Raw genomic sequence first — 13,348 nt, 5'->3', positions numbered from 1 at the left:
AAAAATCAGAATCACATAAAGAACAATAAAATGTTAAAAAATCAATGAAAATTCTACAAATATTATATATACATGGAAACCTTTCTGCTAACCTTATAATTAAGGACATGAATTTCTTAATAAGTTAGTCTAAGTGATAAAAAATATAGTCACATAATGCTTAAAACTTTGATTTCTTTTTATTAAAATTAATGACTAAATAGGACTGACTTTTAGCGATTAAACATCAAGGATTTATGTTAAACATGTGAGTAATTGACGCATTCTAAAAAAACTAAAAGTGGGAGAGCTTTTTATGGAAATTATGATCTGCTATGCAATTGTTATAATATTCATACCTGTTGGAGCTGTAAGTTTGTTATATATGATTTATATCGTCTCAAAAGCTTGGCATAAACGTAGTCTGGAATTACGAAAAGAAATCGCAGCGTTTACAGTTGAGCTTTCAGCACAGCCTGGAATTAAAAAAGAATTGATAATGATAAATGTCTGCCCGTTTATTGCAATTATTGCTCTAGGATTAAGTTGGGTTTGTTTTACATCAAATGTTGTTATTCTGTGTATAGGAAATTTGATTTTTATTGCCGCCTTATTAGCAGAAATATATATGAGTGCAGATATAATTAAAAAAATAAGAAAGCAGTTTACAAGTACTTCCTATGTTCATAATGCAAAACGGACAAAATTAGTATGGCGATTATATGTCACTAGCCGCGTTTCTTTTATAGTTGGTTTTACTGCAGGTACTTTCTTTATCTATTCAGTATATGGCTGGTAGACGAAACTGAATTGTGAAAAGCTTTAAGCAGAAGATACAAGTTCTGCTATTTTTTCAGATTGCTAAAAATTCAATTTATTGCCAATTTGACCGACTGCTCAAATTAAAAATATGAACCATGATTAGATTAATAAAATGATAGACGAATCTACTACTAAAAAAGCAATATAAATTTTGGCTAACAATTAGTGATAGAACGGGTTAATTATGGCAGAAAAAGATAATCAATCAAAACGACTTTATCAGATGAACACCGCTCAGTTCTTTACAAATTTGCCAGAATTCACAACACCGAAATTTTAATTTTATCTGGTTTAGATAATTTAGTCATAAAAATAACCCCAAAATTTGTCCTAAATTTGGGAGGCACTTCATTTAAACTTTTGAGACTTACTTTTTTAATATGCCCTAATTCTATTAAGTGGCCAGTAGCGATACTTGACTACACCTTGTATTTTGTTTCTGGGGATAGCTCCTATATAGCGACTGTCCTTTGAAACACTTCTATGGTCACCCATTACGAAATATGAATCTTTAGGAACCTCATTAGTTTTTTTCATTTTTTTCAGTTGCGCAGAGGAATAGATATTTTTGTATTCTTTAGTTTTAGCCAAAGACCGAATTGAAAAATTTTCCGTATAAGAATATTTCGTACCATAAAAGCCATCTTCATTATCTGTAAGCTTAAAGCCGGGCTTTAAAAAATCCTGATTTATTTTTTTACCGTTAACATAAATTTTATTATCTTTTGCAGTTATAGTGTCACCTGGCAATCCAATAATTCTTTTGATATAAAAAGAATTGCGTTCATCAGGAGCTTTTAAAATAACAACTTCGTTTCTTCTCAATTCGCTATTTCGATCGGCTATAACTTTTTCCTGATTTTCAAAAGTGGGTTGCATTGAGATCCCAGATACAGAACACTTAACTATTAAATATTTTGTTAGTAAAAAGTTACATAAAACAAAAATAGCAAAAAAAACTATTACATATCTTAGAAATTCGTAGATCTGTTTTGATTTTTCTTTTGTTTCGTTATTTTGATCGCTTTTCATTATTCAGTCCCACTGTTTAAATTAATATTAATGTAAAAATTATAAACTTATAAATAATAAAAAGTCAAAAATTTTTTTCAATTATTATTAGCTTAAGTAATGTTAATTGAAATAGCTTTTCCTAATTTTATATAGTCATTCACACTGAATCTTTAATATTACTTTTTCATAAATAGGAAGACTATTTTTGCATAAGTGATCAAGCAAACCAGTTCTATCCTTTAATGCTCTTATTTAACAATAAAATTAGCTATTTTTATTTTGTTGATAAAAACCAATAAAAAACTGAATTTATCTATAATGCATAAATTGGGCGCAGTGGATAGAAAATTTGTCTGCGATTACCTCTGTGAATAAGCTTGTCAGTCATAATCTGTACATCTGAAAATAGCTTATGAAATACTCCATAATAGTTAAATTACTTCTTAACTATTGTGGAGTATTTTTAGTATCTAATAATAACCACTTAGTAAATACTTATATATTTTAAAACTAGATTATGGTTAAATTAAATAATAAATAAGAATTAAGAATATTTTAGAAGAAAGAAGTTGTATTGCTTCTCTAAAATGAGGGTATTTTAGCAAAGATAGGTTAAATATTAATGAAAGGTAAAATCAATTATGAAAAAATATTTTGATAACAAAAGCATAATTCTATGCTTCTTGCTAACCCTGATCGTAGGTCTTGATACTCCTTTTAATACGTGGTCTTATTCACAAATCTTTGCCATGATTGAAGCCGATGATAAAAGGCGAGTAGTTCTTGAAGTTTGTTTGATTGTTCTGGTTGTTTTCTTATTAACCGTTGCCCGCTACTTTTACGAGCGAACACTAAATCGGAATATCTACCTCTTCAACAAGAACGTGCGTAGTGATCTGCTATCTTCCGATTTCGTTAAACAGAAGGGACCAGTGTCTGATAAGCTGTCATTTGTCACTAACGATTTAGAGTTGGTAGAAAATAATTACGTTAAAGAAGTATTTAACCTAATTACTTGTATTGTTAACCTGCTACTTTGTTTAGCCATGGCAATAAATGCAAACTTCATTCTAACTTTTGTTTTCATGCTTTTCTCAGTTATTTCGGCAATTGCTCCAGAAATTATGGCTAGACGGGTTATGGAAAGTTCTAAAGCTTGGAGTGCTAGTGTCGGTAAATACACAGGATTTATGTCGGATTACCTCAAGCACATTGACTTGATTCTACATTATAATGCAATGCCTTTCTTTTTACTGAAAGGTAAGAAGGCAATTACCGAAACCGCTGCAGCCAAACAAAAACGAGAAAATACGATAGCCATGAGCAATTTACTGGCAGGTATTTTGGCTTACACTCTATCATTTCTGCCCATTGGAATTGGTATTTTATTTGTTTTAGACAAGCGCTTGCCCCTTTCTTCCTTTATCATGGTTCAGTATTCCAGTTCTTGGATCGTGAATTCTATCTTGGCAATCAACCAGTCAATGACAACGATTAACTCGGCCAAACCCTTGTTAACAAAACTGGCTAATATCAAGGAATTACCACAGTCCGCTCTCAGTGACGAGATGACCACAATAGACTTCAAAGACTTGCAGCTCAATGATGTGAGTTTTGGCTATCAAAATAAGACTATTATTCAAAATGCCAGCTTGACGGTTAATCGCGGCGATAAAATTCTGCTAACTGGTCGTAGCGGGCAGGGTAAGAGTACACTGCTCAAATTAATGGCCAATATAATCCATCCAAATAAAGGAACCGTTGAACTCGTTGAACCAGATGGCAAAGCTATTACTCCACAGCCTGACTACTTTGGAGAAGTCAATCAGGATTCCAATATTTTTCACGACACTCTGCGCTTTAACTTGACTTTGGGACGCAACTTTTCTGACCAAGAGATTGAACGTGCTATTCAAAAAGCGGGTTTAACACCATTAATGCAAAAGATTGGTCTTGATGCCGTAATTAAAGAAGACGGAACTAACTTGTCGGGTGGAGAAAAGAAACGAATAGAAATTGCTCGTGCCTTTTTATACAATCGCAACTTTTTACTGATTGATGAGGGTACTGCATCTCTTGATCCACAAACTGCACATGAAATTCATGAATTGATTTTGTCTTCCAACTTAACCGTAGTTGAAATTGATCACCATATTCCGGAAGATTTGCGAAGTAAGTTTACGCGTTCTTACAAGTTGGAAGATAAGAAGCTGAGCCTGATTAGTTAAAAGTATAGGGATAAAACTCTTGGGAATAAATTATTCTATGTTTAACTGAAGATAATAAAATACCTAATTATTTTACTGCATACTTTAGAAAATTCAGCCAACATAATAGCTAACCTTTTTATTAAAATGCCCTAGAAAATTAATCAGTTGATTAACGCCTAGAGCATTTTTGCTTTAACTAAAGGAATTTAATATTTTAATTCTACTGATCGTATTTTTTAAATCCTATACAAGTGGTAGTATTGGTGTAAGCTATTTCATTTTTAAGAAGTGCGTGTGTAAACGAGTAAGGAGAAAAAAGTTGCACTATAAAGCAGTAGACTCAAAAGCATCTCTTGTAAATTTATTTTGGGACCAATTTTTATTTTTGTGGCAACTAATAGAAGCACGCTTTCTTTTTTGGTTAGGGTTAATAAGCTTTGTAATACTGATGTTGAAACTAATGCCTAATTCTGCTATAGTTCCTCTATGTGGTACTAACAGAGGGAATCATGACTTTAATGACTGACTTTTCTTGGCTAAGAAATTTTAAGCTATTACAATTTCACGGATTACCAGCTTTATTAGTATTGTTTATTATCAATTTTTTAGGAATATTTCTGTTGCTGATAATTCAAACCACTATCTGCCAGTTTAATGCTCCATTGGGTATAATTATTCCTTTTAGCCTGTGTATTATCACCATTTATACCACTTGGAAATATAATCCGTTCAATAGTTTAATGTTGCTGCGGGTCAATAAGAACAATATTCTGTTGTTACTAGTTACAACGCTATTAATGATAATCGTCTATTTAATTACTAATCGTTATAGTGAGCTGGATTATTAAAAGTTTAATTCTACTATTTTTAACAATACTAAAATGATACTATTAATGTATAGAATTAAACGATAATTAAAAAATAAGAAATAAAAATTGGCTATCTATAAAAGTCAAATTAATTGTACTTATTGTGCGGCTACCCTCACTCTTAAAAAGAAGGTCTTTATGAAACGTTTGTTTTGGAATCAATTACTATATTTATGGCAAATAATCCGCTTCCGTTTTATTTGCTGGCTAAGTTTGATTTGCTTTTCAATTATTTTTCTCAGTGTGCAGCTAATTAACAGTCCACATACTTCTATATTTAATCTTTTCTTTGCCGATACCAGTCAAGATACATCTTTTAATTTTATTTTGTGGCTGGTCTATTTCTTAATACCGCTGCTTATTGTGCTAAATAGCTTTAAACTGCTTTGGCAAACTACCATTATGCACCTAAGAGGATTACAAATTCCACCGAAAAATTTTACTGTTGTCATTATGTTATTAATGGGAGTAATAGCTTTTGTCTATGTGTTTGTTACACTTTTAGTTATGTTGCTTGTTACGGCTTTATTTAAATTGCCCTCTTTGTCTTTTTTTAATTTAGCTGACTGGCAGGCGATCCCATTACTTTTCATCAACAATTTTTTAGGAATATATCTGACGCTTCTTTTGCAAGGTACAATTGGAAAGTTTAATTCAGCCTTGGGTCTGATTATTCCAGCTTCACTTTTGATAATGACATCTCTTTTAAAATGGCAATTAAATCCTTTGAATTGCTTGATAATCATGAGATTTAATTTCCCCGGTTTTTTATTATTATTGCTGGCAACTTTGATTATGGTGATTGTTTATGGGATTATTGATCATTTCTTTAGTGTAGAGTAAGGAGCAAAAAATGAGTTTTATTGAATTGAAGCAAGTAGGAAAAATAGTGAAAAGACGGCCACTATTGCATGATGTTAGTGCAGAGATTCCGGTAGGCAGTATTACTGTTTTAGAAGGAATAAATGGTTCCGGTAAAACATTAATCTTAAAGGCAATTTTAGGCTTAATAAATACCAGTGGGGAAGTCATAGTTAATGGTAAGAAGATGAAGGTCCAAGATCCTTATCCTATTAAAGCGGGAATTTTAATTGAAAATCCCAGTTTAATAGAAGAATTTACTGCTCATAAAAATTTAGAACTACTAGCGAAATTAGATCCAGATATTCAAGAAAAGCAGATTAATGATTTATTGACATACTTTGATTTAACCAGGTTCCCTAAACAAAAAGTTAAGAAATTTTCACTGGGGATGAAGCAGAAATTGGGAATCGCACAGGCTTTTCTCGGAGCCTATCCGTTAATTGTTCTGGATGAACCCACCAATGCGCTGGATCATGAAAGTATAGGTAAATTAATCAGATTGATTGACGGTTATAACCATAAAGGTTCAACCTTTGTTATTGCTTCGCATGATCATGAATTTGTGAACAAAGTCGCCACGCAAAAGCTATATGTACAAGAAGGAACAATTAATCATGAAAAATAAAAAATTATTATGGAGTTTCTTCGTGGTAATAATAATTGTAGCTGGCTGCGTGGGCTTTTATCGCTACCGCGAGGTAAACGCCCATCCTCAGCAGCATGGTGTGACTAAAGAACAGCTTTTTCACAAAAATGAATTGGTAAAAGCCTATCACGTTAACTTTATTGTTCATGAAGCTGCAGTTAAGAAAAGTAAGGACGCTGTACAAGCCAAAGTCAAATTTAATATACGTCAAACTGGCCAGCCATTCTATGGCGAGAAAAAGAACAATCCTAATTTTAGTGAAAATATGTATCTAAATAATCCTTATGGTATAAGCAATCCCTCAATAAAATTGTATGACAAAAGTCACCACAGTATTAATTCTGATAAAGCATTAGCGCACGGCAAGCAGCATTTTACAATATTTTTTACCATTCCGCGTTATTCATATGACATGCGCAATCAAAAATTACGTTTCAGTTTCTTGGTACCAACTAAGAAGCACTATGTCAAATATTCGCTTCTGCTAGAATAGGGAGAATAAAATGAAATTTTTGTGGTCACGTTTAAATAAATTATGGTTGTTTTTGGCATTGGTTATAGGAATAAGTATTAGCGTTGTACAATGTGCTGTTTCTACGTCTAAAAATATTTTTGTGGCAAACTCACCTTATACTATGTGGATGTCAATAGATGAATTTACTTTTGTTCCTACTATATTTTTTATCTTATTACCGTTAATTGCAAGTTTACCTGCCAGTACATTGCTAAAAGAAGATTTTACCAATGGCTATTTTTATAAATTAAAGATGGAGAAGTCCATTAAACAAATCTTGTTAGGATACCTAGAAATCGCATTTATGACAGGTTTTATTGTGATCGCTGTTCCTTTACTGTTTAACTTCTTATCTTGGTTTATGATATTACCTAATGTTAAGCCCGATAACTTACTTAATATTAATATTGGTGCTATGAATTTTACTATGCTGTTTGTCTCCCTTTATTATTCCCATCCATTTGTCCACGCTATTTTGTCAATTATATTTTCTTCTCTTTGGGGTGGATTGTTCGCTGTATTCGCAATGGTTACTTCTTTGTGGATTAAAAATAAGTTTGCTGCCATGTGTACAGGTTTAGTTTTGCAAATAGTTTTATTATTAATGAATGCAACTATCCATTTGCCATATTTCATAAGTTATTCACCGGCTGATTTCTTACGTGAACTCCCTGGAACTACTAACATCTATGTGGTGGTGTTTATGACTGTACTATTATTACTTTATTGTATGATTATGTTTTATTTAGATAAAAAGCGTTTGATGGAACTGTGAAAGTAGCAACAAACAAAAAAGGATTGACTCTAAATGTTAAAGAGTTAATCCTTTTTATTATGCTTTGATTCCATTTAATGCTTACTGCTGATATTTAACTGTATCTTCAATCTTGCTTCTGGAGATATTTTTATATCATTTTTGATCTTTGGCATACATGTACTGTACAAAAGATTTTAGAAAGAAAAGCATGTTTCTACAATAGAGCATCTTACAAAGCCTAGCAACCCAAAATTAATTAAAACTTGTGTAAGCCTAGCGCATGTTGTGCGGCTAAGTTCAAGATATTCCATTGCCGATCAAAACTTGGTGAGAAGAAGAAGTCTTGCTCAGCTAAATCTTCTAACGTTAATTTATGACCAATTGCTAAACTTAAAACATTTCCTTGAGCGGTGATGTCATATTTAGACATAACTGCACCCCCAAGAATTTGGTGAGTATCCTTATTATATGTTAAGGAGACATATCCTAGTGGATTATCTTCTGCAGGAATAAAATCTGGACGCAAATGATCAATATAGATGCTGGTTGCAGCGTTGATACCAGCAAATTCGGCAGATTTTTGTGGGAAGCCGCTAACTACTGCATGTACATCACCGAACTCTAATAATTGGCCACCAACTAAACCTGGGAATGGCCGGCTTGGCTTTTTCTCAAACAAATGTTGTACTAAATAATTTGCTTCATGGCGAGCAGCAACGGCCGATGGAATCGGCATTCTTTTATTAGCTGGGATTGATAGTGGCCAAATAGCGTCGCCCAAAGCATAAACGTCTTTTTGATTAGTCCTCAAATATTCGTCTGTTTCAATATAACCACGTTGGTTTAAATTAATAGTATCTTTAAGCCAGTCAGTATTAGCAACAATGCCTGCAGCAACGATAACTAAATCAGCTTTAATATTCACCATGATCAGTTTGAACTAGGTGATCATTGGTAAAGCCAGTAACTTTTGTATTAAGCTTTAAATCGACATCCTTGTCACGCATTTCTTGTTCAAAAACATCGGTAAAGTCTTTTGAAAAATAATTAGCTAAAATATGGTTGCTGGCATCAACCAAGGTCATGTGTTTACCAGCTAAAACACCTGCTTCAACGGCAGCAATTCCGTTACCAGCACCTACAACAACGATATTTTTGATCTCATCATTATGAAGAGCTTCATTGATCTTTTTAGCCCAACTATAGCCCCGCATTAAATAAACATAGTCTAAATCTGCCCCTGGAACAGGTAATTGGAGTGGATCAACTCCTGGAGACAAGATTAATTTGTCATAATTAACTTCTTCAGTCTGACCAGTTTGGGTATTTTTAATTGCAACTTGCTTATTCGCCGGATTTAAGGCAACTGCTTGCGAATTATTGACAATTTTACCACCTAATTTTTCTAAATCAGAAGGTGAAAAGTTACGTACATTGTCCTGACCGGTAGTTTTTTCTTCTAAAAAGAGCTTCATTCCGCAAGACATAAATGAAACAAAGTCACTTGCTTCATAAATAGTGACATCAAGATCTTGATATCTGTCTAATAATTCGATGGCTGCTTCATGACCTGGATGAGAAGCACCAACGATGACTACTTTTTGATTCATTGAGAAAATCCCCTTTTTATCAATATCTGAAAGCGCTTGTAGCACTTTCGTTGTCTTCTATGGTAACACAAGAAATACATTAGTTATACAAAGATGCACTAGTATAGTTAATTCGTTTATATATTAAAACTTATAAAACAACAAAAAATTATGACTGTATAAATTGACTTTGCAAATTTCACTAAATATCAAATTTGCTGATAATTTCTGAGTAAAATACGGCCAAGTAAATTATTTAAAAAGAACCTAAGAAGTAGAATTGATACTCAAATAGTAGTACAAATAGAGTATCATTTGAGAAAGAGAAGTATTCATTTAAGCATGCGAGATCAAAATGAAATTACGACTTTTGCTATTGCTTTGAAATCCAAAAGAAAAGGCAAAAACAGTCCTTTGCTAAATCATGTTGATAAGAAGTAATAAAACAGAATCAAGTAGCTAATAAACTGCTTGATTCTGTTCGTTTTGCCTTATTTTCTGACAATCTGATTTTAGTTAGCAGATTGTGGAAATTGGTGTAGCCAAGTGTTGTACGTTCAATTTATTTGATTTTGCGGAGGAATATGTCCTTCTTTTTGTGCAATAAAAAACCTATTAACAGGATAAATTTTAGAGCCACCTTTTTGGTAAGGAATCACCGAAAGCAAGACAATTTCGTTAGTATCTTGATATGTAATAAGGCAATTTTTTGTAAGCGATTGCTATGGCTTATATTTAGTGCTACTATTATCATAGGGTAGTATATAAATTAGTAAAATACTATCAATCGTTACTATAGGTACTTCCTTCCATCTTTGCTGGTGCAGCTACACCAGCAAAGATGGAAAGTCGCGGCATATAGAACTATGGAATAGGCTGAAATGGATTTTTTGGCTATTCCGATTATCTTCACACTGCTCATAGGCATGGGTTCAGCAGTTGACCTAGTACATCAGATCGGAGTAAGGATATTGCTGTTGCTAGAAATTGGTCTCAAGCAAAGTATGGTAAATTCCAGCCTACAGGGCTAAATTATTGGTGGAGTTATGAATAACAATAAATAATTAATTTCTTTTATTGTCTACTACTCTTGCATACACTATTAATTTAGAAAAAGACTTCTTTTCTAATGGTATGCAAGAGTTTTTGTCTATGTATCTGATAGTCCACGCGTCGCAGACGAGACGCTGCCATTCTTCAAGCACATGGCTGGCAAATATGGTTTGACGCTAATTAAGACCGATTATGGCGGGGAAACCGTAATCAAGTCGGCTGTGGCCAGCAAGGATAGCTTTCCCTATTATGAATTCTTTGCCCGAAATAGGAAGTTCGACCTGTTTCCAAACAAGAGAACCATGTATTTACAGGGCAGGGATATCCCCGTGTTCTTGAAAAGCGAGCGTATAAGATTGCAGAGCCTTGACAAGTTTTGACAAGTCCGTGAATGGCGTCTACACGGTTATCGGCAATCTAAAGTACCGCAAAACAGTTGTGCGCAAATTGGCTGCATTTTTTAATACAAGCGAGAAGGATCTATTAACCCCCAAAGTGTTTTCTAAAAAAGAATACATTAATAGAACGCTGATGATTTATCTGGTTTTGTTCTTAACACTGGCTATACTAACAGTCCTTGCCACCTTTTCAATACCACTGACAAACGTTAAGCAAATTGGCGTGTACAAGCTGTTAGGTCTGTCTAACTTGGACGTGGTAAGCAAATTGTTCATGTTGCCACTTGCGTCCCTACTTGGCGCCAGCTTACTTTTCGACATCGGAATCAGGTTGTTTTTCGCCTACTGGCCAGCGGGCTTTGCCAAGTGGGTGTTGATCAGTCAACTGATTGTAGTCATGATTTTTGCCTTGTGTGTTCTTATCGCACTTGCTCTGATTAGGAGTATTCGAATTATCACGCTGCTAAAGCAGGGCATCAACTTCAACCTGGGCATGGCTATCACACTAGTCATCAAAGTTGCTACGGTAGTGTTAGCCACAGTGTTGCTAATAGGTGGTTTGGCTAACGTTAAGGAAGCCAATGAAAATAGCAGGCAATCCGAAAAAGTAGCCCGTTTGGGCAGCTACTTGACTGCAGAACGAACTAGTCTTGTTTCAACCGAAGCTATTAAAAATGACGAAGTTCATAATGGCAAGAATGAGGCCAAGATAGGACACTTCTTTAATGACTTGGAAAAAGAGAGTAATGCCTATTTTGTGTCCGGTTCAATCACTAACCCGCAAAGGAACCTGGCCCGCTTCAAAGCTTCTGATAGCTTCACCTCCAAGGACCGCTACCCGGTAGTGCGGATTAACCGAAACTATCTTAAACATTTGGGTCTGAATGCATCTACAGGACTAAAAAATAGATTTTACGTACCAATTGAAATGAAGAAGGATCATGATAAGGTAACTAAACTGACCCAGTTGCTTGTCCTTGACCGTTCAGACAAGTCAAGAAAAGACTTGACAAAAACACGGGTAAACATTGTGTACTATCGGTCTGCACCAGCAACACCGATTTACATCAATGAAAAACTTAAGCTTTTTAAGCGGCCAATCTATGAATTGATTGATTCGAGCCACTTAGATCACTGGAGCAAGCTGCAGCTGTCGACTTCGGGTCTTAGTAATCCCATCAGAATTAAAATTAACCGGCATAACCGGGCGCAGATTAAACGTTTAGGCCGAGCTAAATACATGCGAGGCATCCGGATAAAGTTTGCAACGGCAACTTCGCTTGCCAATAATCTTACTACTATATACCGCTGGGGTCTGCTGATTTCACTAATTTTGCTGGGTGTTACCTTTACGATTTCACTGGTCGTTTCGGCTTTCAGCGCGGTCCTCTATTTCAGAACCAATGAGCAGAAGCTATCAATTTTACGCCTGCTAGGTTTAAAGTCATTGACCGATACGGCATGGCCATCACCCTCTTGCTAAGCCTATATGCAGTTCAAATCGGTGTAGCCCTCTTCTGGGGCAGAAGCATTGGGGCACTGATGGTCGGTGTGCTGTTAGCAGGGGTCGACCTATTGGTAACGCTGACCATCTTTATCAGCCAGGAGAACCGAAATATTGTTCAAGTATTGAAGGGCGGGTGAGACAATGATTAAGATACACAATTTGACCAAATCCTTTGGACGCAAGCTTGTCTTTCAGAATTTAAATTTAGACATCAAAGACAAAGAGATGGTAGCCATTATGGGTGCCAGTGGCAGTGGCAAGTCGACTTTATTAAACATCCTAGGGTTGATTGATGGCTTTGATTCCGGCAACTATATTTTTGACGGGCAAAGTAACATTAAACCCAACAGCAGGCAGGCCAATCGGCAAATTCGTAATAAGATAAATTACATCTTTCAAAATTTTGCCCTAATTGATAATCTGACTGTTGCCCAAAATCTGACCTTGGCGCAAAAATATGTCAAGAAGGACAAAGCGGCTAAAATAAGGCAGATTGATGAAACGCTTAGGCGGGTTGGTCTTGAAAACTATAAAGGCAGTAAGGTTTATGAACTTTCTGGCGGCCAGCAGCAGCGGGTTGCTGTTGCCCGTGCCATGATTAAGCCCAGCCAGTTGATTCTGGCGGATGAGCCGACTGGGTCGCTAGACGAGCAGAACCGGGACGTTATTATGAAGGAATTAAAGCAGCTAAACATGATGGGCAAAACGCTGGTAATTGTTACCCATGACCCTGTGGTAGCAAGCTATTGTTCCAAAATTATTAAGCTATAAAAATATCATCCGTATCTGAACCTGATGTGAACTTCAAAATTAAAACAGTTTAATAAATTCGTATCTTTGTTAAATCATGTTGATAAAAAGTAATAGAACAGAATCAAGTAGCTAATAAACTGCTTGATTCTGTTTGTTTTACTTATTTTCTGACAATCTGATTTTAGTTAGCAGATTGTGGAAATTGGCGTAGCCAAATGCAGTGCGCTCAATTTATTTAATTTTGCGATAGAAGTTTTCTAAGTATCCGTTGGAATTACTCCGATACTATCTCTTTGATTACCGCATAAGCGGTGCATGAATTTCTTTAGCAGTCATTAGAAAAAGCATGTCACTTTAGGGTAAAAGTTCGAGA

Annotated in this window: 11 protein-coding genes and 3 pseudogenes; 9 read left to right on the top strand and 5 right to left on the bottom strand. The window is 34.8% G+C overall.

Annotation, left to right across the window (positions count from 1 at the left end; all coding sequences use genetic code 11):
• Positions 1-295: 295 nt before the first annotated feature.
• Positions 296-778 (top strand): hypothetical protein, encoded by a 483-nt coding sequence (locus tag Q0K80_RS08070; RefSeq protein WP_294605246.1) that lies wholly within the window; start codon positions 296-298, stop codon positions 776-778.
• Positions 779-1,176: 398 nt separating this feature from the next.
• Here Q0K80_RS08070 and lepB read toward each other — a convergent pair whose 3' ends face one another.
• On the bottom strand, positions 1,177-1,833 hold the full coding sequence (gene lepB, locus Q0K80_RS08065; protein ID WP_294605244.1) for a signal peptidase I: 657 nt from the start codon (positions 1,831-1,833) through the stop codon (positions 1,177-1,179).
• A 623-nt stretch (positions 1,834-2,456) separates the two neighbouring features.
• On the opposite strand from lepB, the gene Q0K80_RS08060 reads away from it, so the two are divergent.
• The 6 genes from Q0K80_RS08060 to Q0K80_RS08035 all read left to right on the top strand — a co-directional run bounded on the left by Q0K80_RS08060 (position 2,457) and on the right by Q0K80_RS08035 (position 7,693).
• A complete protein-coding gene (locus tag Q0K80_RS08060; protein WP_294605242.1) occupies positions 2,457-4,043 on the top strand; it encodes an ABC transporter ATP-binding protein in 1,587 nt (528 codons plus the stop codon).
• 491 nt (positions 4,044-4,534) lie between these two features.
• Positions 4,535-4,873 (top strand): hypothetical protein, encoded by a 339-nt coding sequence (locus tag Q0K80_RS08055; RefSeq protein ID WP_294605239.1) that lies wholly within the window; start codon positions 4,535-4,537, stop codon positions 4,871-4,873.
• Between the two features lie 159 nt (positions 4,874-5,032).
• Positions 5,033-5,737, top strand: coding sequence for a rhodopsin (locus tag Q0K80_RS08050; protein WP_294605235.1), 705 nt, complete (start codon positions 5,033-5,035; stop codon positions 5,735-5,737).
• A 10-nt stretch (positions 5,738-5,747) separates the two neighbouring features.
• Positions 5,748-6,383, top strand: a complete 636-nt coding sequence (locus Q0K80_RS08045) for an ATP-binding cassette domain-containing protein (protein WP_294605232.1) — start codon at positions 5,748-5,750, stop codon at positions 6,381-6,383.
• Entirely contained in the window at positions 6,373-6,897 is a 525-nt protein-coding gene (locus tag Q0K80_RS08040; RefSeq protein ID WP_294605229.1) for a hypothetical protein, read from the top strand. Before Q0K80_RS08045 ends, Q0K80_RS08040 begins: the two co-directional genes overlap by 11 nt.
• A 10-nt stretch (positions 6,898-6,907) precedes the next feature.
• Positions 6,908-7,693, top strand: a complete 786-nt coding sequence (locus Q0K80_RS08035) for a hypothetical protein (protein ID WP_294605227.1) — start codon at positions 6,908-6,910, stop codon at positions 7,691-7,693.
• Positions 7,694-7,931: 238 nt separating this feature from the next.
• Here Q0K80_RS08035 and Q0K80_RS08030 read toward each other — a convergent pair.
• The 3 genes and pseudogenes from Q0K80_RS08030 to Q0K80_RS08020 all read right to left on the bottom strand — a co-directional run bounded on the left by Q0K80_RS08030 (position 7,932) and on the right by Q0K80_RS08020 (position 11,036).
• A pseudogene (locus Q0K80_RS08030) lies at positions 7,932-9,285 on the bottom strand (FAD-dependent oxidoreductase).
• A gap of 430 nt (positions 9,286-9,715) precedes the next feature.
• Positions 9,716-9,847, bottom strand: a pseudogene (locus Q0K80_RS08025) (ISL3 family transposase); the annotation flags it as partial.
• Between the two features lie 1,006 nt (positions 9,848-10,853).
• Positions 10,854-11,036, bottom strand: coding sequence for a hypothetical protein (locus tag Q0K80_RS08020; protein WP_294605225.1), 183 nt, complete (start codon positions 11,034-11,036; stop codon positions 10,854-10,856).
• A gap of 49 nt (positions 11,037-11,085) precedes the next feature.
• Between Q0K80_RS08020 and Q0K80_RS08015 the strand changes: the two genes are divergently transcribed.
• Both Q0K80_RS08015 and Q0K80_RS08010 read left to right on the top strand, forming a co-directional pair.
• Positions 11,086-12,198, top strand: coding sequence for a hypothetical protein (locus tag Q0K80_RS08015; RefSeq protein WP_294605222.1), 1,113 nt, complete (start codon positions 11,086-11,088; stop codon positions 12,196-12,198).
• A 165-nt stretch (positions 12,199-12,363) separates the two neighbouring features.
• Positions 12,364-12,993 carry a putative bacteriocin export ABC transporter gene (locus Q0K80_RS08010; RefSeq protein ID WP_294605219.1) on the top strand — a complete coding sequence of 210 codons (630 nt, stop codon included), beginning with the start codon at positions 12,364-12,366 and terminating at the stop codon, positions 12,991-12,993.
• A gap of 103 nt (positions 12,994-13,096) precedes the next feature.
• Here the strand turns inward: Q0K80_RS08010 and Q0K80_RS08005 are convergent.
• Positions 13,097-13,248 (bottom strand): annotated as a pseudogene (locus tag Q0K80_RS08005) (transposase); the annotation flags it as partial.
• Positions 13,249-13,348 lie beyond the last annotated feature (100 nt).

This window comes from uncultured Lactobacillus sp. (genome assembly GCF_945290125.1).
In the GTDB taxonomy this organism is placed as follows: domain Bacteria; phylum Bacillota; class Bacilli; order Lactobacillales; family Lactobacillaceae; genus Lactobacillus; species Lactobacillus rizhaonensis.
This window is presented reverse-complemented; position numbering and strand designations above follow the sequence as displayed.

What these genes read in the sequence shown, in the direction of transcription:
- Q0K80_RS08070 (WP_294605246.1), top strand. Translation starts at nt 296, where the DNA reads ATGGAAATTATGATCTGCTATGCAATTGTTATAATATTCATACCTGTT.
- lepB (WP_294605244.1), bottom strand. Translation starts at nt 1,833, where the DNA reads ATGAAAAGCGATCAAAATAACGAAACAAAAGAAAAATCAAAACAGATC.
- Q0K80_RS08060 (WP_294605242.1), top strand. Translation starts at nt 2,457, where the DNA reads ATGAAAAAATATTTTGATAACAAAAGCATAATTCTATGCTTCTTGCTA.
- Q0K80_RS08055 (WP_294605239.1), top strand. Translation starts at nt 4,535, where the DNA reads ATGACTTTAATGACTGACTTTTCTTGGCTAAGAAATTTTAAGCTATTA.
- Q0K80_RS08050 (WP_294605235.1), top strand. Translation starts at nt 5,033, where the DNA reads ATGAAACGTTTGTTTTGGAATCAATTACTATATTTATGGCAAATAATC.
- Q0K80_RS08045 (WP_294605232.1), top strand. Translation starts at nt 5,748, where the DNA reads ATGAGTTTTATTGAATTGAAGCAAGTAGGAAAAATAGTGAAAAGACGG.
- Q0K80_RS08040 (WP_294605229.1), top strand. Translation starts at nt 6,373, where the DNA reads ATGAAAAATAAAAAATTATTATGGAGTTTCTTCGTGGTAATAATAATT.
- Q0K80_RS08035 (WP_294605227.1), top strand. Translation starts at nt 6,908, where the DNA reads ATGAAATTTTTGTGGTCACGTTTAAATAAATTATGGTTGTTTTTGGCA.
- Q0K80_RS08020 (WP_294605225.1), bottom strand. Translation starts at nt 11,036, where the DNA reads ATGTCGAAAAGTAAGCTGGCGCCAAGTAGGGACGCAAGTGGCAACATG.
- Q0K80_RS08010 (WP_294605219.1), top strand. Translation starts at nt 12,364, where the DNA reads ATGATTAAGATACACAATTTGACCAAATCCTTTGGACGCAAGCTTGTC.